The organism is Neomegalonema sp., from assembly GCF_028688855.1.
In the GTDB taxonomy this organism is placed as follows: domain Bacteria; phylum Pseudomonadota; class Alphaproteobacteria; order Rhodobacterales; family Rhodobacteraceae; genus Neomegalonema.
Genome location: NZ_JAQTXI010000010.1, coordinates 58,858 through 79,585, shown reverse-complemented (window position 1 = coordinate 79,585; position 20,728 = coordinate 58,858). Strand labels below are relative to the sequence as shown.

General features: G+C 69.5%; 19 protein-coding genes and 1 tRNA gene. 7 read left to right on the top strand and 13 right to left on the bottom strand.

Annotation, left to right across the window (positions count from 1 at the left end):
- Positions 1–7: 7 nt before the first annotated feature.
- The 5 genes from PHN62_RS09420 to PHN62_RS09400 form a co-directional block, all read right to left on the bottom strand.
- Positions 8–550: a DUF2939 domain-containing protein gene (locus PHN62_RS09420; protein ID WP_300149551.1), complete on the bottom strand. Its 543-nt coding sequence runs from the start codon at positions 548–550 to the stop codon at positions 8–10.
- The gene (locus PHN62_RS09415; RefSeq protein WP_300149548.1) at positions 550–1,440 is read right to left on the bottom strand and encodes a F0F1 ATP synthase subunit gamma; all 891 of its coding nucleotides are present in this window, start codon (positions 1,438–1,440) and stop codon (positions 550–552) included. The genes PHN62_RS09420 and PHN62_RS09415 overlap by 1 nt, the downstream gene beginning before the upstream one ends.
- A 28-nt stretch (positions 1,441–1,468) precedes the next feature.
- Positions 1,469–3,007, bottom strand: coding sequence for a F0F1 ATP synthase subunit alpha (gene atpA / locus PHN62_RS09410; RefSeq protein WP_300149546.1), 1,539 nt, complete (start codon positions 3,005–3,007; stop codon positions 1,469–1,471).
- Positions 3,004–3,567 carry a F0F1 ATP synthase subunit delta gene (locus tag PHN62_RS09405; protein ID WP_300149543.1) on the bottom strand — a complete coding sequence of 188 codons (564 nt, stop codon included), beginning with the start codon at positions 3,565–3,567 and terminating at the stop codon, positions 3,004–3,006. Before PHN62_RS09405 ends, atpA begins: the two co-directional genes overlap by 4 nt.
- A 303-nt stretch (positions 3,568–3,870) precedes the next feature.
- Positions 3,871–6,063 (bottom strand): primosomal protein N', encoded by a 2,193-nt coding sequence (locus PHN62_RS09400; RefSeq protein ID WP_300149541.1) that lies wholly within the window; start codon positions 6,061–6,063, stop codon positions 3,871–3,873.
- A 111-nt stretch (positions 6,064–6,174) separates the two neighbouring features.
- On the opposite strand from PHN62_RS09400, the gene fsa reads away from it, so the two are divergent.
- From fsa to nth, 3 genes are read left to right on the top strand one after another with little or no spacing between them, the layout of a single operon-like run.
- Positions 6,175–6,828: a fructose-6-phosphate aldolase gene (fsa, locus tag PHN62_RS09395; protein ID WP_300149539.1), complete on the top strand. Its 654-nt coding sequence runs from the start codon at positions 6,175–6,177 to the stop codon at positions 6,826–6,828.
- 55 nt (positions 6,829–6,883) lie between these two features.
- A complete protein-coding gene (locus tag PHN62_RS09390) occupies positions 6,884–7,612 on the top strand; it encodes a DUF484 family protein (protein ID WP_300149536.1) in 729 nt (242 codons plus the stop codon).
- Positions 7,613–7,626: 14 nt separating this feature from the next.
- Positions 7,627–8,259: an endonuclease III gene (gene nth / locus PHN62_RS09385; protein WP_300149533.1), complete on the top strand. Its 633-nt coding sequence runs from the start codon at positions 7,627–7,629 to the stop codon at positions 8,257–8,259.
- On the opposite strand, the gene PHN62_RS09380 is transcribed toward nth, so the two are convergent.
- From PHN62_RS09380 to PHN62_RS09355, 6 genes are all read right to left on the bottom strand, one after another.
- Complete coding sequence (locus PHN62_RS09380; protein WP_300149531.1) at positions 8,256–8,873, bottom strand: flavin reductase family protein; 618 nt, start codon at positions 8,871–8,873, stop codon at positions 8,256–8,258. The genes nth and PHN62_RS09380 overlap by 4 nt on opposite strands.
- A gap of 56 nt (positions 8,874–8,929) precedes the next feature.
- The gene (locus PHN62_RS17430) at positions 8,930–11,146 is read right to left on the bottom strand and encodes a prephenate/arogenate dehydrogenase family protein (protein WP_367187022.1); all 2,217 of its coding nucleotides are present in this window, start codon (positions 11,144–11,146) and stop codon (positions 8,930–8,932) included.
- The gene (gene hisC, locus PHN62_RS09370) at positions 11,143–12,276 is read right to left on the bottom strand and encodes a histidinol-phosphate transaminase (RefSeq protein ID WP_300149528.1); all 1,134 of its coding nucleotides are present in this window, start codon (positions 12,274–12,276) and stop codon (positions 11,143–11,145) included. The genes PHN62_RS17430 and hisC overlap by 4 nt, the downstream gene beginning before the upstream one ends.
- Positions 12,277–12,417: 141 nt before the next feature.
- A tRNA-Pro gene (locus PHN62_RS09365) sits at positions 12,418–12,494 on the bottom strand.
- Between the two features lie 88 nt (positions 12,495–12,582).
- Positions 12,583–13,836: a tetratricopeptide repeat protein gene (locus tag PHN62_RS09360; RefSeq protein WP_300149525.1), complete on the bottom strand. Its 1,254-nt coding sequence runs from the start codon at positions 13,834–13,836 to the stop codon at positions 12,583–12,585.
- A gap of 63 nt (positions 13,837–13,899) precedes the next feature.
- Entirely contained in the window at positions 13,900–14,472 is a 573-nt protein-coding gene (locus PHN62_RS09355; protein WP_300149522.1) for a hypothetical protein, read from the bottom strand.
- 317 nt (positions 14,473–14,789) lie between these two features.
- Here PHN62_RS09355 and yajC point away from each other — a divergent pair, with 317 nt between their 5' ends.
- The 3 genes from yajC to PHN62_RS09340 all read left to right on the top strand — a co-directional run bounded on the left by yajC (position 14,790) and on the right by PHN62_RS09340 (position 18,284).
- Positions 14,790–15,125: a preprotein translocase subunit YajC gene (yajC, locus tag PHN62_RS09350; RefSeq protein ID WP_300149519.1), complete on the top strand. Its 336-nt coding sequence runs from the start codon at positions 14,790–14,792 to the stop codon at positions 15,123–15,125.
- A 55-nt stretch (positions 15,126–15,180) separates the two neighbouring features.
- Positions 15,181–17,763, top strand: coding sequence for a protein translocase subunit SecD (gene secD / locus PHN62_RS09345; protein ID WP_300149515.1), 2,583 nt, complete (start codon positions 15,181–15,183; stop codon positions 17,761–17,763).
- A 146-nt stretch (positions 17,764–17,909) separates the two neighbouring features.
- A complete protein-coding gene (locus PHN62_RS09340) occupies positions 17,910–18,284 on the top strand; it encodes an Mth938-like domain-containing protein (protein ID WP_300149511.1) in 375 nt (124 codons plus the stop codon).
- Between the two features lie 77 nt (positions 18,285–18,361).
- On the opposite strand, the gene PHN62_RS09335 is transcribed toward PHN62_RS09340, so the two are convergent.
- Both PHN62_RS09335 and PHN62_RS09330 read right to left on the bottom strand, forming a co-directional pair.
- On the bottom strand, positions 18,362–18,523 hold the full coding sequence (locus PHN62_RS09335; RefSeq protein ID WP_300149508.1) for a hypothetical protein: 162 nt from the start codon (positions 18,521–18,523) through the stop codon (positions 18,362–18,364).
- A 177-nt stretch (positions 18,524–18,700) separates the two neighbouring features.
- A complete protein-coding gene (locus PHN62_RS09330) occupies positions 18,701–19,387 on the bottom strand; it encodes a response regulator transcription factor (RefSeq protein WP_300149506.1) in 687 nt (228 codons plus the stop codon).
- Between the two features lie 184 nt (positions 19,388–19,571).
- Between PHN62_RS09330 and ribA the strand changes: the two genes are divergently transcribed.
- Complete coding sequence (gene ribA, locus PHN62_RS09325) at positions 19,572–20,690, top strand: GTP cyclohydrolase II (RefSeq protein WP_300149503.1); 1,119 nt, start codon at positions 19,572–19,574, stop codon at positions 20,688–20,690.
- Positions 20,691–20,728 lie beyond the last annotated feature (38 nt).

The window sequence follows — 20,728 nt, the reverse complement described above, 5'->3', positions numbered from 1 at the left end:
TCGTGGTTCACAAGCTGAAGTTCTGCGGCAGATCGACGTCCGACAGCTTCCAGACGAAGCCGTCGAGCCTGAAGCGCAGCTTCACGATTTCTTCGCGGTCCGCCCTCGGCGCCAGATCGACGACGAAGGAGGTCGGGCTTTCGAAGAAGGCCCATTTGACGTTCTCGCGCGAGAATTTCGCGGGAATGATCCCTCCGGGCCCCGCCGTCCGGCCCGCCCCGCCCGCAGAGCCGCCGCTCTTCGAGCGGGCGATCATCTCGGAGACGGCCTGAGGGGTCAGGGCGGCGTCCACCGCCTGCCCCACCAGCGCCGAACCGAGATCGGCCGCGCTCGGGCCGACTCCGAGGCCGCCCAGGGCGCCTTGCGCCGCCATGAGGGCGCCGCCGACCTCCTCTTTCGCCGAGGTCCGCAGCGCGGGCCAGTCCACGTAACGCTCGAGCGCCGCGCGGTCTCCCGTCTCGGCCCCTTTGGCGAGGCTGTAAGCGCACCAGTAGGGCCAGGCGAGATAGCCCAGGGCCGCGACCGCGACCAGGAGGAGGAGGCGCCTCATCAGAGCGCCTCGGCGCCCGAGATGATCTCGATGAGCTCCTTGGTGATCGCCGCCTGACGCGAACGGTTGAACTCGACCGTCAGCTTCTTGATGATGTCTCCGGCGTTGCGCGTGGCGTTGTCCATGGCGGACATGCGCGCGCCCTGCTCGGAGGCGGCGTTCTCCAGGAGTCCCCGGAAGATCTGGGCGGTGAGGTTGCGGGGCAGCAGATCCGAAAGGATCGTCGCCTCGTCGGGCTCGTATTCGTATTGCGCCGAAGCGCCGCCGGTCTCCGCGCCTTCCGGCGCGGGGGGGATCTCGGCGGGGATGACGCGCAGGGCGGTGGGCTCCTGGGCGATCACCGACTTGAAGGTGGCGAAGAAATAGGTCGCCACGTCGAAGTCTCCGGCCTCATAGCCCGAGAGCACGCGGTCGGAGACCTGCTGCGCCTGGGCGTAGCCGACCGACTTCAGGCCCTGGAAGTCGATGGGCTTGCCGTAGAAGGCGTCGCCGAAGTCGCGCTTGAGGGCGTCGCGGCCCTTCTTGCCGACCGGCAGGATCTTCACGGTCTTGCCCTCGGCCTTCAGACGCCGGGCGTGCTCGCGCGCCAGGCGCACGATGGAGCTGTTGAAGGCGCCCGCGAGGCCGCGCTCGGAGGTGGCGACCACCAGCAGGTGGACCTTCTCCTCGCCCCGGCCCGCCAGCAGCGGATGAGCATCCGCGCCGGACTTGGCCGAGCCCGCGAGATTGGCCAGCACGGCCGCCATGCGCTGGGCGTAGGGCCTGGCGCTTTCGGCGGCCTCCTGGGCGCGACGGAGCTTGGCCGCCGCGACCATCTGCATGGCCTTGGTGATCTTCCGCGTGGACTTCACGCTGTTGATCCGGTTCTTGAGACTTTTCAGACTCGGCATGGCCGCCTCCCCTCTCGGTCAACAGGCCTCAGGAGAAGCTCTTGGCGTAGGCGTCGAGCGCGCCGCGGATCTTCTCTTCGAGCTCGCCCTTGACCGCGCGGTCGTTGGTGCGGATGTCGTCGAGGAGATCCTTCTTCTGCGTGCGCAGATAGCTCAGCAGGCCCTTTTCGAAGCGGCCCACGTCCTTCACCGGCAGCTTGTCGAGGTAGCCGCGGGTGCCCGCGAAGAGCACGATCACGGTCTCGGCGTTGGTGAGGGGCGCGTATTGCGGCTGCTTGAGCAGCTCGGTCAGGCGGGCGCCGCGGTTGAGCAGCTGCTGGGTCGCGGCGTCGAGATCGGAGCCGAACTGCGCGAAGGCGGCCATCTCGCGATACTGCGCGAGCTCCAGCTTGATCGAGCCCGCGACCGACTTCATCGCCTTGGTCTGGGCCGAGGAGCCGACGCGCGACACCGAAAGGCCGACGTTCACCGCCGGGCGCACGCCCTGGAAGAACAGTTCGGTCTCGAGGAAGATCTGACCGTCGGTGATCGAGATCACGTTGGTCGGGATATAGGCCGAGACGTCGCCAGCCTGGGTCTCGATGACCGGCAGGGCGGTCATGGAGCCGTTGCCATGGTCGTCGTTGAGCTTCGCGGCGCGCTCCAGAAGGCGGGAGTGCAGATAGAACACGTCGCCCGGGTAGGCTTCGCGGCCCGGCGGACGGCGCAGCAGAAGCGACATCTGGCGGTAGGCGACGGCCTGCTTGGAGAGATCGTCGTAGATGATCAGGGCGTGCATGCCGTTGTCGCGGAAATACTCCGCGATGGCCGCGCCGGTGTAGGGCGCGAGGAACTGCAGCGGCGCCGGATCGGAGGCGGTGGCGGCCACGACGATGGAGTAGTCCAGCGCGCCCTGCTCTTCGAGCTTGCGCACGAACTGCGCCACGGTGGAGCGCTTCTGACCGATGGCCACATAGACGCAATAGAGCTTCTTGCTCTCGTCCGAGGCGTAGGTCTCGTTGTAGGACTTCTGGTTCAGGATGGCGTCGAGCGCGATGGCGGTCTTGCCGGTCTGACGGTCGCCGATGATCAGCTCGCGCTGGCCGCGGCCGATGGGGATCAGGGCGTCCACCGACTTCAGGCCGGTGAGCATGGGCTCATGGACCGACTTGCGCGGGATGATGCCGGGGGCCTTGACCTCGGCGCGGGCGCGCACGACGTCCGTCAGGGGGCCCTTGCCGTCGATGGGGTCGCCGAGGCCGTTGACCACGCGGCCGAGCAGGCCGCGGCCCACGGGCACGTCCACGATGGCCTTGGTGCGGCGGGCGATGGCGCCTTCCTTCACGCCGCGGTCGTCGCCGAACAGCACGACGCCGACGTTGTCGGCCTCGAGGTTCAGCGCCATGCCGCGCAGGCCGCCGTCGAATTCGACCATCTCGCCGGCCTGGATGTTGTCGAGGCCGTAGATGCGCGCCACGCCGTCGCCGACGCTGAGGACGCGGCCGATCTCGGAGACCTCGGCTTCCTGGCCGAAATTCTGGATCTGCTCCTTCAGGATCGCGGAGATCTCTGCGGCCTGGATGTTCATCTACCGACCTCTTTCATGGCGAGTTGCAGGCGGGCGAGCTTGGCGCGCAAGCTGGCGTCGATCATTTTGCTGCCGATCCTGACCACGAGGCCGCCCAGCAGCGCGGGGTCGACGCGGGTCTTCAGCGAGACCTTGCGCCCTTCGGAGGCTTCAAGGCTGCGGATGAGTTCGGCCTTGCGCGCTTCGTCCAGCGGGCGGGCGGAGGCCACTTCGGCCTCGACGATCCCGCGATGGGCGGAGAGCAGGGTCTTGAAGCCTTCGAGCGCGGCGGGCAGCAGGTGGAGGCGGCCCTTGCCGGCCATCAGCCCGACGAACTTGCGCGACAGCTCCGAGGCGTTCAGCCGGTCGAGGATGGAGGCCATCACGCGGCCCTGATCCTCCCGGCTGTAGGCGGGGCTGGAGACCACGCGGCCCAGATCGGGGTTGGTGGCGATGAGTTCGCCCAGGCCAGTCAGCTCGCGTTCGACCGCGTCAAGCGCTTTCGCCTCGTCGGCGAGATCGAAGAGCGCGGAGGCGTATCGGCCGGCGGCTCCGGCGAGCGTGGCGGTTCCTTGCGTCACATGCGCCCCTTTCCGAAAGATCGCGCCAATCAAAGATCGCGTCGATCGCGGAAAATTGCGCGACTGCGCGCGGAGCGCCGCTTGCGCCTCGCTTTTCCCCCGATCCGGGCGCTTGCTAACACAAGGTTTTTCGGGTGGCAACGGGGGGCGAGCCGAAAGGATGGACTCAGGAGAGGGAAATTCGCCGCAGCCGGGTCTGCGCCCGAGCCTCCAGGGCGCCGCCAGGGCGCCTGCGCCGAGTCGCCTCCTGCGCGATTCCGCCGGAATTCACGAAGGATTCGCAAAAGCTTCAGACGAAAGAAGCTAGAGAAAGGATTGCGGATCAACGTCGAAGACGATCCGCACCCCCGGAGCGGGCTTCACCCGCGCCCGCCAGGCCCGCAAGGCGTTCTGCGGCGAAAGGGCGCGCTCGAAGCGGGCCAGCAGCCGCATGCGCCATTTTCCGCGCAGGCGCGCGAAAGGCGCAGGCGCGGGGCCGTAGAGAGTCGCCCCGAGATCGAGAATCGGGTCCGCCCGCCGCGCCAGATCCTGAGCCGCCGCCCGGACCTCCTCTTCGGATTCGCCCGCCACGATCACCGCCGCCAGACGCCCATAGGGCGGATCCTCGGTTTCGCGGCGCAAGGCGGCCTCGGCGCGGCGGAAGGCCTCGCCGTCTCCCGAGAGGATGGCCCGCATCACCGGATGATCCGGCGCGGTGGTCTGGAGGAAGGCGCGGCCCGGCTTTTCGGCCCGGCCCACGCGCCCCGCCGCCTGCAGCAGCAATTGCACCGTGCGTTCGCCCGCGCGCAGATCGCCGCCCTGAAGGCCGATGTCGGCGTCCACCACGCCCATCATGGTGAGATTCGGGAAGTTGTGCCCCTTGGCGACGATCTGGGTGCCGACGATCACGTCGGCTTCTCCGGCGGCGATTCGGGCGATCTCGGCGCGCAGGGCGGCGCCGTCCGGCATGAGGTCCGAGGAGAGCACCGCCAGACGCGCTTCCGGAAACAGCGCCTTCGCCTCCTCCGCGACGCGCTCCACGCCGGGGCCGACCGGAACGATCTGGTCCTCGGCTTCGCATTTGGGGCATTTGGCCGGAATGGGCTCGGCGTGGCCGCAATGATGACAGACGAGGCGTCCGCGCGCGCGATGCTCCACCAGCCAGGCCGAGCAATGGGGGCATCCGGCCCGCCAGCCGCATTTGCGGCAGATGGTCAGAGGCGCGTAGCCCCGGCGGTTGAGGAAGAACAGGGCCTGTTCGCCGCGCGCCAGAGATTCCTTCGCCGCCTCGACCAGCTTCGGACTCAGCCAGCGCCCGCGCTCGGGAGGATCGAGCCGCAGATCCACCGCGAGGATCTCGGGCGGTCTGGCGCCGCCGTGACGGGTCGGCAGCCTCAGGCGGCGATAGCGCCCGGCTTCGGCGTTGGCCCAGGTCTCCAGCGAGGGCGTCGCGGAGACGAGGACCACCGGAAAGCCTTCGGTCGCGCCGCGCAGCACCGCCATGTCGCGGGCGCTGTAGAGGACGACCTCCTCCTGCTTGTAGCTCGAATCATGCTCCTCGTCGACCACCGCCAGACCCAGATTCGCGAAGGGCAGGAACAGCGCCGAACGCGCCCCGATCACGAGTTGGGTCTCGCCCTCGGCGACGCTGCGCCAGAGCCGCGTCCTTTGCGGACCGCTCAGGCCGGAATGCCATTCGGCGGCCCTGGCCCCGAAGCGCCTTTCGACGCGGGCGGCGAAATCGGCGGTGAGCGCGATCTCGGGCAGCAGCACCAGAGCCTGACGCCCCTGACGGATCGTCTCGGCCACGGCTTCGAGATAGGTCTCCGTCTTGCCCGAGCCCGTCGCGCCGTCGAGGAGGATCCCCTGATAACGCCGCTCCGCAGCCGCCAGACGCAAGGCCGCGGCGGCCTCGGCCTGATCGGGGTTGAGCTTCGGCGGAGCGTGATCGGGCTTCAGCCCGGCGCCCGGCGCCTTGCGGGCCATGGCCTCGGGGACCAGAGCCCCGATCTTGACCAGCCCCTGGATCACGCCTGCGCTGACTCCCGCCGCCATGGCGATCTCCGAGGAGCTGAGCGCCCGCATGGGGCCCGTCTCGAAGACCGCCAGCACGCGCCTGCGCGCCGAAGTCGACTCGACGTCCGGCGGCGGAGTCTCCGCCAGACGCCAGCCGCGCTTCTCCTGAGGCGGCGCCTCCAGACCCGGGGCGCGGGCGCCCAGCCGCAAGGCCATGCCCAGAGGAGTCAGGGTGTAATCGGCCATGCGCTCCAGGAAGCGGCGGGTCTCGGCGCGCATCGGCGGCAGGTCCAGAGCCCGCAGGATCGGCTTGAGCTTCGACTCCGGCGGCCTGCCCTCCTCGCTCTGCGGCGGATCCCAGACCACGCCGAGGGTGCGGCGGCCGAGGATCTTCGTCTCGATCCAGGTTCCCGGCGCGAGGTCCAGCCCCTCGGGCGCGAGATAATCCAGAGGCCCCTCGAAAGGCAGAGGCAGCAAGACCGGAATCCGCGTCCCGCTCATCTGGCCGCCCCTTCGCGGAAGGAGAAGCTCTCTGGCGAAGCTCCGTCGAATGGCTTAGAAGCCGGGAAAGCGGCCTTGCGCCGCGCCCTGCGGCCGATCAGGAGAGCCTCCATGAAATTCTTCATCGACACGGCGGAGATCGCCGAGATCCGCGACCTCGCCGCCACCGGCATGGTCGACGGCGTGACCACCAATCCCTCGCTGATCGCGAAATCGGGCCGCCAGTTCCTCGACGTGATCGCCGAGATCTGCGACCTCGTCCCCGGCCACGTCAGCGCCGAAGTCGCCTCCACCGATTTCGAGACCATGCTGAAGGAAGGCCGGAAGCTCGCGGCCATCGCCTCCAACGTGGCGGTGAAGGTGCCCCTGACCTGGGACGGCCTCAAGACCTGCCGCGCCCTCTCCGACGCCGGGACTCCGGTGAACGTCACGCTGTGCTTCTCCTCGGCTCAGGCGCTGCTCGCGGCCAAGGCGGGCGCGGCCTACATCTCGCCCTTCATCGGGCGGCTCGACGACATCGGCCTCGAAGGGATGGAGCTGATCGCCGACATCCGCGAGATCTACGACAACTACCGCTTCAGGACCCAGATTCTGGCCGCCTCGATCCGCAACGTCAATCACGTCCAGCAGGCGGCCAAGATCGGCGCCGACGTCGCCACCATTCCGCCGAACGTGGTCAAGCTGCTGGCGAACCATCCGCTGACCGACAAGGGGCTCGCGGCCTTTGTTGCGGACTGGGCGAAAACCGGGCAATCTATCATTTAAGGAAGAGTTGACGGAGCCCGGGGGCTTCGGGGGCGGGGCTTCGAGGGGAGCATCGATGCGCGACGAACAGGCTCGGGACGTTTCTCTGCGCGAGGCCAGACGCCTCGATCCGGAGGCCGTCCGCAGCTTCCTGAAGATCCACCCCGGCATCTTCCGGGACGACCCCGATCTGGCGCGGGCCGCTCTGGAGGTCCGCAGCCGCCAGAGCGGCGACAACGTGCTGAGCTATGAAAGCGCCGCCATCCGGCGGCTCCAGCAGCGCGTCGCCGAACTGACCGCGCTGCGGGACGACCTGATCGAGACCATCGAGCTGAACGCCCTCGCGGCGGAGTCCATGCGCGCGGCGACCCTCGCCGTGCTGGACGCGGCCAGCTTCGCCGGCTTCGTCGAGGCCGCCACCGAGGGCTTCCGGACGATCTTCGATCTGGAATCGGTGGCGCTCTGCCTGGAGCGGGGCCTTCCGGCCCTGCCGGGCGGAGGCGGCGCCCGCTGGATCGACGCGGCGGCTCTGGCTCGGCTGATGGGCGCCTCGGGACAAGGCTGCGTGCTGCGTCCCGCCCTGCGCATGACTCTGGGCCTGCACGACCAGGGCGCGCCCATCGCGACGGAAGCTCTGGTGCGGCTCGACTTCGGCCCCGGACGCCCCGGCGGCCTGCTGCTCTTCGGCTCGGCGGCGCCCGACCGCTTCACCGAAGAGATGTCGGCGGATCTGGTGGCCTTCCTCGGCGGCGTGACCAGCCGAGCCGGACGCCGCTGGTTCGAACTCGCGGAGGCGGGGCGCTGAGCCTTCCCTCCCTCATGACTCCGGACCGGATCGACGAATTCTTCGCCCGGCTCGCGGCGCAAAGGCCCGAGCCGAAAGGCGAACTCGATTTCGTCGATCTCTATACGCTGCTGGTGGCGGTGGTCCTCTCGGCCCAGGCCACCGACAAGGGCGTGAACAAGGCCACGGGGCCGCTCTTCGCCAGGGTCCGGACGCCGCAAGCCATGCTCGCGCTCGGCGAAGAGAGCCTGACCGAGGCCATCAAGTCCATCGGGCTCTACAAGACCAAGGCGAAGAACGTCCTCGCCCTGAGCCGCCGCCTCGTCGAGGATTTCGGCGGAGAGGTTCCCGAGGATCGCGCGGCGCTGGAATCCCTGCCGGGCGTGGGCCGCAAGACGGCCAACGTGGTGCTCAACATCGGCTTCGGCTGGCCCACCATCGCCGTGGACACCCATGTCTTCCGGGTCTCGAACCGGACGGGTCTGGCGCCGGGGAAGGACGTCGCGGCGGTGGAGGCGGCCTTGGAGCGGGTCGTCCCGGAGCGCTGGCGGCTCCATGCGCATCACTGGCTGATCCTGCATGGCCGCTACGTCTGCACGGCGCGCGCGCCGAAATGCGGAATCTGCGTGGTGCGGGATCTCTGCGGCTTCGCGGAGAAGACGGCCTAATCCTGCGGCTTCCTGGGCCGGGGGATGGCGAAGACCCGCTCCACCGCCGCATATTCCTGATAGCCCAGCCGCGCCAGAGGCTTGATCCGGGCGAGATCCAGATGTCCCTCGGTGAGGGCTTCGTCGCGGATATGGACTCCGACGATCTCGCCCAAGATCATGGCCTCATCGGGATTCATCAGCGGGACCATCCTCCAGAGCCGACATTCCAGCGCGACCGGCGCCGCCTCCAGATGCGGCGTGCGGATCTCGCGGCCCGGCGCCAGAGCCAGCCCCAGAGCCTCGGCCTCGCTGGTTCCGGCGGCGTAGGCGGCGCTGCTGAGGCTCACGGCCTCGCGCTGATCCCAGGTCGCCATGTTGACGACGAACTCCCCCGCCGCCTCGACGTTGCGGCGCGTGTCCTTGGCCTCGTCGAGGCCCGGCTTGCGCCCGTTGCACGAGATCATGAGCGTCGGCGGCGCGTCGGAGACCATGGCGAAGAAGCTGAAGGGCGCGAGATTCACGACGCCAGCGGCGTCCAGACTCGTCACCCAGGCGATGGGGCGCGGCGCGACGCAGGCCTTGAGCGGATCATGCGGCAGGCCGTGCGGATCGCGGCCGGGACGGTAGAACATGGGAATCCTCATAGAGAAACCCCCTCGCCTTGCGGCGAGGGGGCGTCTTCATTCACTCACTCGTCGTCGCGACGGAAGGGAGGCCGACGCGGGCCGCCGAAACCGCCGCCGCCCCCGCGAGGACCGCCCCGGTCGTCGCGCGGACCGCCGAAGCTGCGTCCGCCGCCGCCTTCACGCGGGCCGCCGAAGGACCGGCCGCCGCCGAAGCCGCCGCCGCCGCCGAAGCCGCCCGGCTTGCGGAAGGGACGATCCCCGCCGCCGCCCTCACGCGGACGGAACGGACGGTCGCCGCCGCCCTCGAAAGGCTTGCGGAAGGGACGGTCGCCGCCCTCGCCGTCGCGCGGACGGAAGGGACGATCGCCGCCGCCCTCGCGCGGACGGAACGGACGGTCGCCGCCGCCCTCGAAAGGCTTGCGGAAGGGACGGTCGCCGCCCTCGCCGTCGCGCGGACGGAACGGACGATCGCCGCCGCCGAAGGGCTTGCGGAAGGGACGGTCGCCGCCCTCGCCGCCCTCACGCGGACGGAAGGGACGATCGCCGCCGCCGAAAGGCTTGCGGAAAGGACGGTCGCCGCCCTCGCCGCCCTCACGCGGACGGAAGGGACGATCGCCGCCGCCGAAAGGCTTGCGGAAAGGACGGTCGCCGCCCTCGCCGTCGCGCGGACGGAAGGGACGATCGCCGCCGCCCTCGCGCGGACGGAACGGACGGTCGCCGCCGCCCTCGCCGCCCTCGCGCGGACGGAAGGGACGTCCGCCCTCGTCGTCCTTGCGCCAGAAGCTCTTGGGCGCGCCGCCGAAACCGCCGCCGCCGCCGCCGAAGCCGCCGGGCTTGCGGAAGGGACGATCGCCGCCGCGGTCGTCGCGGCCGCGATAGCCTCCGCCGCCTTCACGGTCGAAGCTGCGGGGCGGACGGGAGTCGCCGTCGCGGTCGAAGCTGCGGCGGGGACGGTCGGAGAAATCGGAGGGACGGCCGAAACGGCCGCCGCCGCGGTCCTCATGATCGGGCCGGCGGAAGCTGCGGCCGGCGTCGGCCTCCTGCGGACGGGGCGTCGGCGCCTTGCGGCCGGCCTGGCCATGGGGGCGTCCGAAATCCGCCGAGGCCACGTCCTGGCCGGCCTGCACGATCCCCCGACGGATCTCGCGGGTGCGCCGGAAGTGGTTGAGCATGTATTCGCCGTCGCCCGAGCGGATCGCCCGGCGCAGCGCCACCAGATCCTCTTCGAGACGCCCGAAGGCCTCGAGCAGGGCCTCGCGGTTGTTGAGGAAGATGTCGCGCCACATCACCGGATCCGAAGCCGCGATGCGGGTGAAGTCGCGGAAGCCCGAAGCCGAATACTTCACGATCTCCGCCTTGGAGACGTCTTCGGCGTCCGAGGCCGTGCCCACGATGGTGTAGGCGATGGCGTGGGGCAGATGGCTGACCAGAGCCAGAGCCCGGTCGTGATGGGCGACGGTCATCTCGTCCACGTTCGCGCCGAGCTTCTCCCAGAAGCCGCGCAGCACCGCGACGGCCTCGGGATCGGCGCCCTCGAGCGGCGTCAGGATGGCCCAGCGGCCGTCGAAGAGCTCCGCGAAGGCGGATTCGGGACCGGAGTTCTCCGTGCCCGCCAGAGGATGGGCCGGAACGAAATGCACGCCCGGCGGCACCAGAGGCGCCACGGCCTGCGCCACCGCGCCCTTGACCGAACCCACGTCCGAGAGGATCGAGTCCTGAGCCAGCGCGGGCGCCACCTCGGCGGCGACGGCGGCCATGGCCCCGACCGGAACGCAGAGGATGGTCAGATCCGCGCCTTCGGCGGCGGCGGCGGGGGTGTCGTGGATCGAATCCGCGAGGCCCAGCCTTTCGGCGGCTTCGCGGCTTTCGGGGGTGTGGGCGTATCCGGCGACATGCGCCGCCAGGCCCGCCCGACGCGCCGCAAGCGCGATGGAGCCGCCGATGTGGCCCAGCCCGATGATCGCCAGACGGCTCATGCGGGGACCCTGGGCGTTCAGCGCCTTCGCGACGACGGCGGCGGCTTCGGCCTCGAGGTCTTCGTCCTCGTCGTCGCCGTCTTCGTCTTCGTCGTCCTCGTCGTCTTCACCATCCTCGTCGTCGCCGTCTTCGCCCTCTTCCTCGAAGTCTTCTTCGGAGAGCTGCGCGACTTCGGCTTCTTCCTCTTCGTTCAGGGCCTCGTCCTCGTTTTCGGGACCGATGGCGTCCAGATCCTCGTCCAGCCGCTCCGCGGCGATACGGGCGGCCTCAAGGTCCACGCCCGTCTTCTTCTCGTTCGTCACTGATGATTTTCCGTCATGAATTGCGCGAGCGCTTCGACCACCGCGCGGTTGTCTTCTTCGCGGCCGATCGAGAGCCGCAGCCGGTCGGGGAGGCCGTAGCCCTCCATCCGCCGCAAGATGTAGCCCCGCTCCTGCAGCCAGGCGTCGGCGGCGGGGGCGCTTCGGGGTCCTTCCGGATCGAAGCGCAGGAGCAGGAAATTGGCTTGGCTCGGCGTGACTTCCATCCCGATTCCGCCGAGCGCCTGCGCGAGCCAGCTCCGCCAGCGCAGCACATGGTTCCGGGAGGCCTCGACATGCGCCTTGTCCCGGATCGCCGCCGCCCCGGCGACCTGCGCCGGGATGGAGACGTTGAAAGGCCCTCTGATCCGATGCAGGGCGTCCGCGACGGCGAGGGGCATGTAGCCCCAGCCCACGCGCAGGCCCGCAAGCCCGTGGATCTTCGAGAAGGTCCGCGTGACGACGAGATCCTCGCGGGTCTCGACCGCCTTCAGCATCGAGCCGAAATCGCCCGCCTCGGCGAATTCGGCGTAGGCCTCGTCCACGACCAGCAGCGTTTGCGCGGGAAGCCCCGCGCGCAGCCGCTCCACCTCCGCGACGGGGAGATAGGTCCCGGTCGGGTTGTTGGGATTGTCGAGGAAGACCAGCTTGGTGCGCGGCGTGCAGAGATCGAGGATCTTGTCCACGTCCGCGCGCAGGCCCGTCGTCCTGGCGACGACCGGATCGGCCCCCGCGGCGAGGGCCGAGATCGGATAGAGCGAAAAGCCGTGTTCGGCGTAGATCACCTCGTCGCCTTCGCCCGCATAGGCTTTGGCGAGCAGCGAGAGGATCTCGCCCGAACCCAGGCCGCAGAGGATGCGGGCGGGATCGAGGCCTTCGACCTCCGCGATGGCTTCGCGGAGGAGTCGCGCGCTTCCGTCGGGATAGATCGGAAGGTTTCGCGCTGCGTCTTCATAGGCGGCCTTTGCGGCCGGGCTGGCTCCAAGCGGATTTTCATTGGCCGAGAGCTTGACGGCGGGCTTGCCGTTTCTGGTCTGCGCCGCTCCCGCGACGTAAGCGTGGATGCGCAGGACGCCGGGCTTGGGCTGGGGGCCGGAGGCTCCCTGATTTACGTTCCCGTGATTCTGGGTCATTTGGCGGCGTCCGAGAGAGGCCCCGATCCGCGACGGGGCGTCAGAATGAGAAGAAGAAGCGCCGAGGCGGGCGCGGCTGGAGAGATTCCGAAGATTGAAGATTCCGCCGGGAGAGGCTTTGCGGCTTCCGCTCGACGGTTCTGGTCGGGGCGGCGAGATTCGAACTCACGACCTACAGTACCCAAAACTGTCGCGCTACCAGGCTGCGCTACGCCCCGACCCGCCGGAGATACATCACTTGCGCCAAAGCCGCAAGGCGCGCGCGGCGCGAAGGGTCAGGGGTGGGCGGATTTGAAGCGGGCCCGCCTAGGCTTCGGGCAAGGCGGCGGCCCGGCGGCGCAGGGCCTCGCCGGAGACGCCCCGCGCCTCCAGAACTCCCGCGAGGCTCTCCAGAGGCGGCCGGACTTCGGCGCTCTCCGGCCCGAAGACCTCCGAGACGATGTCAAGGGTCTGGCGCAGCAGGCTTTCCGCCTCGGCGTGTTCGCCCTTTTCCGCGAGCAGGTCGGCGAGGGCCTGCAGATTGCTCGCATGGGAATAGCTGCGCGCGAAATCCTCTTTCGCGGTGATGGCCGCGCAACGCCGATACAAGGCTTCGGCCTCCGCGAGGGCGCCCTTTTCATGGAGCAGCCCGGCCAGATTCTCGAGCAGTTGCTCCAGTCCGACGCTTTCAGGCCCCGCCTCCTTCTCCTCCAGAGCTATCGCGCGCCGATAGAGCGCCTCGGCTTCGGCGGCGTCGCCCCGCCCATGCAGCAGGACCGCCAGAGAATTCAGGTCATGCGCGAGCCCGGGATCCTCCGGCCCGGACGCCCGCTCCCGCGCGGCGATCAGGCGCCGATAGAGCGCCTCGGCCTCGTCGGAGGCCCCCCGCGCGCGCAGCAGCCCGGCGAGCGCGTCCCCGGCGGAGAAGAAGTTCGGCCAGGCCTCGGCCTGACGCCCCTCGACCCGAGCCAGAGCCCGCCGATAGAGCGGCTCCGCGCCGGAGGCGTCGTCCAGGGCGTCGGCGATGAGCGCCGCGCCGTACAGGTAATCCTCGTTTTCGGGCTCGCGGCCATAGGCGGCGTCGAAATCGGCGCGCACGCCCGGATCCGACCAGAGCGGCCGCCCCTCGGCGTCGAGGGCGCCGCGCCGGTGCGCGGCCTCCAGAGCGGGCGTGATCGCGGCTCTGGCCCTCGCCATGGCCTGAGGGCCCGCCTCGGCCGCGCCGTCCCGAGAGCCGCCGCCCGACAGCCCCCCCAGAGCCGCGCGCGCCTCGTTCAGCTCCGCGAGCATGGCCTGATAGGCGCCTTCGACGTCGGCGAGCTTGCGGGCGACCTCTTCGCGCTGATGGCGCAGCAGGTCCCTTTCAGCGCCATGGGCCCGCTCCAGATCCTCGCGGAGGCCGGCCTCGCGCCGTTCGAGCCCTTCCTGATAATCCCGCAGGCCGAAGCCGGCGGAAGGCGCGGAGCCCGAAGAGGCCTCGCCGCCCTTCTTCGGCCAGATCGCCACGAGCACCGAGACGATCACGCCCAGAGCCCCCCATCCGGCCCAGCCCCAGCCCTTCCAGTCGAAGAATCCGTCCATGGGTCCTCCCTGCGCTCAGGTCGGCGTAACGCGACGCGCGCGGGAGGACAAGGCCGAAGACTCTCAGAGCTTGCCGAAGTCGTCGTCCAGGCGGGGGGTGTTCTGGGGCGAAGGCGCGCCCGGACGCGGCGCCCTCGGGGCGGCGGAGGGGGCCGCAGGAGCTCCGGGCGCCTCTCCCTCTCCGGAGGTCGGGCGTCCGCCCTTGAACATCCCCCCCGCCGCAAGCGCGCGCGGAGGGAAGGGGCGCGGAGAATTCGTCGGCGCCGCCGGAGAGATCGGAGAGGCCGGCCGCGCCGTCTGGACCGCAGGAGGCTCCTGGGCAGGCGCGGGGACGGCGGCGACGGGCGCCGCGGCGGGCGTGCGCATCTCCATCATGCGCTTCACCGGCGCGCTGGCCTCGCGGGGGCGGCGGAAGATCAGCACGGCGAACTCCGCCGTCTCGACCCTGCCGAAGAGCCCGGCGCGGTCGGGCGTCGAGAACTCCTGGACGCCCATGTACTCCCAGCCCTGGGCCTGCTCGCCGTTGAGGGCCGAGTCGAGCACTCCGGCCACGAAATCGGCGGCGCTCTGACGCCGGGCGCGCGGGCCTTTCAGCAGGCGCGGCAGGGCGAGGGTCTTGTATTCGTAGCCGGACATGAATCCCCCGTCGGTGCGGACCTCTGACAGGAGTTCAGCTACAATCCCCGCGCCCCCATGTCCAGAAGCATGACGGGCCCGGAAGGTCGTTTCGCCCTGCGCGAAAGGCTTGCGGCGAAACGCCCCGCCTCCTGCCCAAGCCCCCTGCGGAGCCCCTTCCGGAGCCGTTTCCAGAGCCCCGGAACGGGCTTTCGGGCGCGGTTGCAAATGACGTCCGGGGATATATAGTCCGCCGATCCTCTGGCGGCGGGCCGTCGCCGGACCCATATCCCTACCCGCCGCATCCGAAGCCCGTCTTCGGACCTCCGGAGACAAGCATGTTCATCACTCCCGCTTTCGCGCAGACCGCCGGCGCCGCTCCGGCGCCCAGCATGATCTCCATGCTGCTGCCCATGGTGCTGGTTTTCGGCATCATGTACTTCCTGCTCATCCGTCCGCAGCAGAAGCGCCTGAAGGAGCATCGCACGATGCTGACGGCGCTGCGTCGGGGCGACATGGTCGTCACGGCGGGGGGCCTCGTGGCGAAGATCTCGAAGATCGGCGCCGAGGGCGAGGACGAGATCGAGCTGGAGATCGCCGACGGCGTGCGCGTGAAGGCCCTGCGCTCGACCCTCTCCGCCGTGCTCAAGAAGACCGAACCCGCCGTGAAATGACCCGTCGCGGCGGGTCCGGGCGCCGGACCCGTCGGGACCAAGCCGGACGCCCCCCATGCTGCATTATCCGTTCTGGAAAAAAGCCCTCGTCATCATGATCTGTCTGCTCGGGGCGGTGATCGCCTCCCCGAACCTGATCGACAGGGAGGCCCGCGAGCGGCTGCCTGCATGGATGCCCTCCCAGGGCATGAATCTGGGGCTCGACCTCCAGGGCGGCGCGCATCTGCTCGTCGAGACCAGGGTCGAGGACGTCTGGAGCGCCCGCATGACCCAGGTGTCTCTGGATCTGCGTCAGGCGCTCTCCGACGCGGGCGTCACGCGGCGCGGCGTGCCCCAGACCCAGGCCGACGGCGCCATCCTCATCGAGATCCCCCTCCCCGAGGAGCAGGCGAAGGCGCAGACCGCGCTCGAAGGGCTTTCCCAGCCCATCGACGGCTCGCTGGGCGGCGCGCGCGACCTCTCGGTGACGCGCGTGGACGACCGGACCTTCCGCGTCGCCCTCTCGGACGCCGCCAAGACGGACCTCGCCGCCCGCACGCTCCAGCAATCGCTGGAGGTGGTGCGCCGCCGCGTCGATCCCGACGGCACCACCGAAGCCACCATCACCCGCCAGGGCGACCGCCGTATCCTGATCCAGGTGCCCGGCGCCGAGGACGCTGACGCCATCAAGGCCCTGATCGGCGATCCGGCGGTGCTGAGCTTCCACACGGTCAATCAATCCGTCTCTCAGGCCGATCTGGACGTGGGCATCGCGCCTGCGGGCTACAAGATCCTGCCCGAGGCCGATAATCCCGAAATCCTCTGGGCCGTTTCGGTCACGCCGCTGATCGCGGGCACCGAGGTCGCCACGGCCAGCCAGGGCTTCGACTCCAACACCAACGAACCCATCGTCGCCTTCCGCTTCACCACGGCGGCGGGCAAGAAATTCGCCGACTTCACCCGCGCCAACGTGGGCAATCCCTTCGCCATCGTGCTCGACGGCAAGGTGCTGTCGGCGCCGCGCGTGAACGAGCCCATCATGGGCGGCTCGGGCCAGATCACCGGCAATTACACCGTCGACAGCGCCCAGCGCTTCGCGACCCAGATCAGCGCGGGCGCCCTGCCCGCCTCCATGGAGTTCCTCGAAGAGCGCACCGTGGGCCCCGAGCTCGGCGCCGACTCCATCGACGACGGCAAGAAGGCGACCTACATCGCCTCGGCGCTGGTGGTGGTCTTCATGATCGTCATGTACGGGCTCTTCGGCGTGATGGCGAGCGTGGCGGTCGCGGTGAACGTGGTCCTGATCTTCGCGATCATGTCGGTGATCGGCGCGACGCTCACCTTGCCCGGCATCGCGGGCGTGGTGCTGACCATCGCCTTCGCCGTCGACGCCAACGTGCTCATCTACGAGCGCATCCGCGAAGAGCTGAAGGCGGGCAAGAGCATGCCCCGCGCCATCGACCTCGGATTCGAAAAGGCGCTGGCGGCCGTGGTGGACGCCAACATCACCACGCTGATCGCGGCGGGGGTGCTCTACAGCCTCGGCGCGGGTCCGGTGCGCGGCTTCGCCGTGACTCTGGCCATCGGCGTGGCGACCTCCATGTTCACCGCCGTGAACCTGACCCGCCTGATGGTCGTGACCTGGTATAACTGGAAGCGCCCCAAGACCGCCAAGATCGCGCTCTTCCACATGGTTCCCGACGGCACGAAGTTCAGGTTCATGAAGATCTGGCGCCCGGCGCTGATCATCTCGACCCTCCTGACCATCGGCGCCATCGCGATCCTGCCGATCCGCGGCGTGAACATGGGCATCGACTTCGCGGGCGGCGCGGTGATCCAGGTCCGCGTCGAGCCTCAGGCCGACGTGGGCAGGATCCGCGAGGTGATGAACGGCCTGAACGTCGGCGAGGTGGCGGTCCAGGGCTTCGGCGATCCGCGCGACGTCATGGTGCGCGTCGCCGCCGCCGAAGACGAGGCCGCCATGAACGAGGTGGTCCGGCGCTCCAGCGAGGCGCTCGCCGCCGAGGTGCCCGGCCTGGCCGTCCAGGGCGTGGACGTGGTGGGGCCGAAGGTCTCGGGCGAATTCGTCTGGACGGGCGTCGCGGCCATCGGCGTCTCGCTGCTCGGCGTGATGATCTATCTGTGGCTGCGCTTCGAATGGCAATTCGCCGTGGGCGCGGCGGTGGCCACGCTGCATGACGTGGCCGTGGCGGCGGCGATCCTCGCGATCACGGGGGTGGAGTACAACCTCACCCTGATCGCGGCCCTGCTGACGCTGCTCGGATTCTCGCTCAACGACACGGTGGTCATCTATGATCGAATCCGCGAGAATCTGCGCAAATACAAACAGATGTCCCTGTCCGACCTGATCGACCTCTCGCTGAACGAAACCCTGTCCCGCACGCTGATGACCACCTTCACCACGCTTCTGGCTCTGGTGGGGCTCTATTTCTTCGCCGGCGAGACCCTGCGCGGCTTCTCGCTGACGATGTTCTGGGGCTGCTTCATCGGCGTCTATTCCTCGATCTACATCGCGGCGCCGATGCTGCTGCTGCTCGGGGTCAAGCGCGACTGGAGCAAGGAAGCCGCCGAGAAGGCCGCCGGAGGCCCTGCGGGCATCCGCTTCGGCGGCGACGAGCCCCCGCCCGCCAGCAACTGAGGCGAGGGGCCCGTCTTGTGAAATCCGGGAATCCGGGGGGCGTCGCCTCCCGGATTTTTTTATGCGGCCCGGCCTTTCCAGAGTGGGCGGAAAAGCTCTATTCCCTGTCCGGACGCGATTCCGCGAAGCCTGAGGGAGAACGCCCCATGCGCATGACCGAAACCCCTTTCGAGAGCCCTCCGGGGGGCGCGCGGCCCATCGACGCCTATGGCGCGGGAGGCTTCCGCATCGGCGGGACGCGGCGCGAGGGCTCGCTGATCCTCCTGGAGACGGGCGAGGCCCTGCCCTGGTCGGGCGAACTGACGCCCGAGGCTCTGGCGCCGCTCTGGGCGGCGGCGGGCGACGTGATCCTGCTGGGATTGGGCCTGCGGCTCGAGGCGCCGCCTCCGGGAGCGCTGCGGGAGGCCGCGGAGGCGGCGGGCGCAGGGCTCGACCCCATGTCCACCGCCGCGGCCTGCCGGGCCTACAACGTGCTGATCTCGGAAGGCCGCCGGGTCTCGGCGGCGCTGAAGGCGGTCTAGAGCCTCGTCCGGCGAAGCCGATCAGGTTTCGCGTCGTGGAAATGCGGCCACACGGAAACCCGGAGCGTCTGAACGCTTCAGGCGCTCAGGCGGGTTGGGGGGACCGGCCCGCAGATCTCGACCAGCAGGCCGTTCAGATCATCCACCCCCAGGGCGACGGCGATCCGGCGATCCGGCGCGAAGCCCTGCATGAGATCTTCCCGCGCGAAGGCCGGAGCCTTGGCGCGGGTCTCCTTCATCTCGGCGCAATCGGCCCCGCAGGCCGAAGGCCTTGTCGCAGAGCGCCACGGTCGCGGCGAGGTCGGGCGCATGGAGGACCATCTGGCCGAATCCCGGCCTCGCCTCCCTTTGCTTCGAACATCAAGGGAACGGCAAGGGGAGGTGAAACGGGATCGTCCAGCGCCGCCGCCTCGGGCTCAGGCGATCAGGCGATAGCCGCCCGGCTCGGTCACGAGGATGCGGGCCTCGCCGGGCTCGCGCTCGATCTTCTGGCGGAGGCGGTAGATATGCGTCTCCAGCGTATGGGTCGTGACGTTGGCGTTGTAGCCCCAGACCTCGTGAAGCAGAACCTCGCGCGCGACCATGCGGTCGGCGGCGCGATAGAGGAACTTCAGGATGCTGGCTTCCTTCTCCGTCAGACGGATCTTCTTGCCCGACGCGTCGGTGAGCATCTTGGTGCTGGGCTGGAAGCTGTAGCCGCCGATGCTGAAGATGGCGTCTTCGTTCTGCTCGTGGGTGCGCAGCTGAGCCCGGATGCGCGCCAGCAGAACCGCGAACTTGAAGGGTTTGGCGACGTAGTCGTTCGCGCCCGCGTCCAGCCCGAGGATGGCGTCGGCGTCCGAGGCGTGGCCGGTCAGCATGAGGATCGGCGACTTCACGCCCGCCTTGCGCATCATGCGGCAGAGTTCGCGGCCGTCCATGTCGGGCAGCCCGACGTCCAGCAGCACGAGGTCGTAATGGTCGCTCTTGACCATCTCCAGCCCCCGGGAGGCGGTTTCGGCCTCGAAGACGTCGAATTCCTCGGTCAGGACCAGCTGATCCGCGAGGGCGCCGCGCAGATCGGCGTCGTCGTCCACCATCAGGATGCGGCGTATGGCGGCCATGTCGTCTGCTCCTTGTTCTTGCGGCGCTCCACGCCGGAGCGGCCGGAAGGCGCTTCCCGCTTTCCGGCCCGCGCTTCTGGGGATAGGAAGGCGACGGAACGGCTTTCGTCAAGGCGCGGCGGCGCATGGTCGCGCTCTCGCCAAGCCTCCCTACCTTTTGCGCCCTCGGAAAGGGAGTCCCTTCATGGCCGAAGACCTCTGGCTGACGCCTGCGGAGCGTCTGGCGCGCGCGGGCGCCGATCTGCGGGCCGGAACGCCCCTGCTGCTGGTTCAGGAGGGCGCGGCGCCGGTTCTCGTCGCGGCGCTGGAGGGCGTTTCGGGACGGGCTCTGGCTCTGGCGCGGCGACTCGGGCGGCCTCTGGCGGCGCTGAGCGCGCGGCGGGCCTCGGCGCTGAAGATCCGGGCCTATGACGGAGACCTCGCGCGGATTCTCCTCCCGGCGGCGACGCAGCCCGATCTGCTCGCGGCTCTGGCGGATCCGGCGCAGGATCTGGCCCATCCCCTGCGCGGCCCCTTCGAGACCCTGCGCGGCGAAGCTGAAGGCCTGCCCGAGGCCGAAGCCGCGCGTCTGGCGCTGAGGCTCTGCGCGCGGGCGGGGCTTCTGCCTGCGGCGCTGCTGGCCTCGGTCCCGGGCGAGGCGCCCCCCGATCTCCTGAGGATCGAGGCCGCGGAGCTGCGCGAGGCTCTGGACGCCGAGAAGCTGACCCTGCGGCCTCTGGCGGCGGCGCGGGTGCCTCTGGCTCTGGCGGGGATGACCGAGATCCACGCCTATCGCCCCTCGGACGGCGGGCCGGAGCATTACGCCGTGGTGGTGGGTCAGCCGGATCTTGCGCAGCCGGTTCTCGTGCGGCTGCATTCGGAATGCCTCACGGGGGATCATCTGGGCTCTCTGAAATGCGATTGCGGACCTCAGCTGCGGGCGGCTCTGGCGCGCATGGCCGTGGAGCACAAGCAGGGAAGCGGCGGCGGAATCCTGCTCTATCTGGCCCAGGAGGGGCGCGGCATCGGCCTCGCCAACAAGCTCCGCGCCTACGCCCTCCAGGATCAGGGCTTCGACACCGTGGAGGCCAATCACCGGCTCGGCTTCGAGGATGATCTCCGGGATTTCCGCGTCGCGGCCCTGATGCTGAAGGATCTCGGCGCGAAGCGGCTGCGTCTGATGACCAACAACCCCCGCAAGATCGCCGCTCTGGAGAAACAGGGCCTCGAAGTGGTCGCCCGCGCGCCCCTGCGGGTGGGCGAGACCGAACAGAACGCCGGTTATCTGGCGGTGAAGGGCGCGAAGAGCGGGCATCTGCTGTGATGGAGATGATTTCATCCGGATGAAACTTGACGCGCGGA

Coding starts and splice junctions, on each gene's coding strand:
- PHN62_RS09420 (WP_300149551.1), bottom strand. CDS start 550: ATGAGGCGCCTCCTCCTCCTGGTCGCGGTCGCGGCCCTGGGCTATCTC.
- PHN62_RS09415 (WP_300149548.1), bottom strand. CDS start 1,440: ATGCCGAGTCTGAAAAGTCTCAAGAACCGGATCAACAGCGTGAAGTCC.
- atpA (WP_300149546.1), bottom strand. CDS start 3,007: ATGAACATCCAGGCCGCAGAGATCTCCGCGATCCTGAAGGAGCAGATC.
- PHN62_RS09400 (WP_300149541.1), bottom strand. CDS start 6,063: ATGAGCGGGACGCGGATTCCGGTCTTGCTGCCTCTGCCTTTCGAGGGG.
- fsa (WP_300149539.1), top strand. CDS start 6,175: ATGAAATTCTTCATCGACACGGCGGAGATCGCCGAGATCCGCGACCTC.
- PHN62_RS09390 (WP_300149536.1), top strand. CDS start 6,884: ATGCGCGACGAACAGGCTCGGGACGTTTCTCTGCGCGAGGCCAGACGC.
- nth (WP_300149533.1), top strand. CDS start 7,627: ATGACTCCGGACCGGATCGACGAATTCTTCGCCCGGCTCGCGGCGCAA.
- PHN62_RS09380 (WP_300149531.1), bottom strand. CDS start 8,873: ATGTTCTACCGTCCCGGCCGCGATCCGCACGGCCTGCCGCATGATCCG.
- hisC (WP_300149528.1), bottom strand. CDS start 12,276: ATGACCCAGAATCACGGGAACGTAAATCAGGGAGCCTCCGGCCCCCAG.
- PHN62_RS09360 (WP_300149525.1), bottom strand. CDS start 13,836: ATGGACGGATTCTTCGACTGGAAGGGCTGGGGCTGGGCCGGATGGGGG.
- PHN62_RS09355 (WP_300149522.1), bottom strand. CDS start 14,472: ATGTCCGGCTACGAATACAAGACCCTCGCCCTGCCGCGCCTGCTGAAA.
- yajC (WP_300149519.1), top strand. CDS start 14,790: ATGTTCATCACTCCCGCTTTCGCGCAGACCGCCGGCGCCGCTCCGGCG.
- secD (WP_300149515.1), top strand. CDS start 15,181: ATGCTGCATTATCCGTTCTGGAAAAAAGCCCTCGTCATCATGATCTGT.
- PHN62_RS09340 (WP_300149511.1), top strand. CDS start 17,910: ATGCGCATGACCGAAACCCCTTTCGAGAGCCCTCCGGGGGGCGCGCGG.
- PHN62_RS09335 (WP_300149508.1), bottom strand. CDS start 18,523: ATGAAGGAGACCCGCGCCAAGGCTCCGGCCTTCGCGCGGGAAGATCTC.
- PHN62_RS09330 (WP_300149506.1), bottom strand. CDS start 19,387: ATGGCCGCCATACGCCGCATCCTGATGGTGGACGACGACGCCGATCTG.
- ribA (WP_300149503.1), top strand. CDS start 19,572: ATGGCCGAAGACCTCTGGCTGACGCCTGCGGAGCGTCTGGCGCGCGCG.